We start from the raw sequence: 1,048 nt of genomic DNA on the forward strand, positions 1-1,048 counted from the left end.
GGGCTCTGGCTCCGAAGCGGCTGGGCAGGCAGAGGATGACACGCCCAACGCCATCCACACGTTTTGGCCGGTAACCCGGCGACAGGGCCCGCACAACGCAGAAAACCCCTGCCGGAGCAGGGGTTTTTCGCGGAGGATGGGGGATTTGAACCCCCGAGGGCGTGAACCCAACACGCGTTCCAGGCGTGCGCCATAGGCCGCTAGGCGAATCCTCCAGCGTCGGCTGCTCGCAGCCGACCCACCCATCCTAGCCGTACGCGAGGACCCGCGCGTACGCTCGGCGCTCGCCACTCGTACAATTAGGCGCTATGGAATCGCCCGCCACCCGTCGCCCGACGCTCGCCGATGTGGCGCGCCGGGCGGGAGCCTCGACCGCGGTGGTCAGCTACGTCGTGAACGACGGCCCGCGTGCCGTCGCGCCGGCGACGCGCGAGCGCGTCGAGGCCGCGATCCGCGAGCTCGGCTACCGCCGCAACCCCATCGCCGGTGCGCTCAGCGTCGGCCGATCCAATCTCGTCGGCCTCCTGGTGCCGGACACCGCCAACGGCTTCTTCGGCGAGCTCTCCCGCTGCTTCGAAGCCGAGGGGCGCCGTCGCGGACTCATGACGATGCTCGGCAACACGGGCTACGACGATGACGGAGTCTCCGAGCACTACATCTCGGGCTTCTCGGACCTCCGCCCTCGCGGGATCTTCGGGATGAGCGTCGCCTCGGGCACGCGCCTGCCGGCCGACACCCCTTTCGTTTTCATCCATTCGGTGCCCGAGGGAGTGACGGCTCCGAGCGTCCGCTTCGACGATCTGGCAGGTGCGCGCACCGCAGTGGAGCACCTGATCGCGCACGGCTACACCGACATCCACTGCCTCGCCGGCCCGCACAGCGAAGGCCAGCACGGCGACGGGCCCGGGAGCCTCCGCGAGCAGGGCTGGCGGCAGGCGATGACGGCCGCGGGCCTCGCCACCGAGGGGCGGATCCATCGCAGTTCGTTCGATCGCGTCGTGGTCGAGGGGTATGCGCGCGACATGCTCGGCGCCGGGCCCTGGCCGCG

Annotated in this window: 1 protein-coding gene and 1 tRNA gene; one reads left to right on the forward strand and one right to left on the reverse strand. The window is 70.5% G+C overall.

Features of this window, described 5'->3' with window-relative positions:
* Positions 1-130: 130 nt before the first annotated feature.
* A tRNA-Ser gene (locus tag ACFPZL_RS13550) sits at positions 131-215 on the reverse strand.
* A gap of 93 nt (positions 216-308) precedes the next feature.
* On the opposite strand from ACFPZL_RS13550, the gene ACFPZL_RS13555 reads away from it, so the two are divergent.
* On the forward strand, positions 309-1,048 hold a 740-nt coding region (locus tag ACFPZL_RS13555; RefSeq protein ID WP_382335911.1), incomplete at its 3' end, for a LacI family DNA-binding transcriptional regulator.

This window comes from Leucobacter soli (genome assembly GCF_042659205.1).
Lineage (GTDB): Bacteria > Actinomycetota > Actinomycetes > Actinomycetales > Microbacteriaceae > Leucobacter > Leucobacter soli.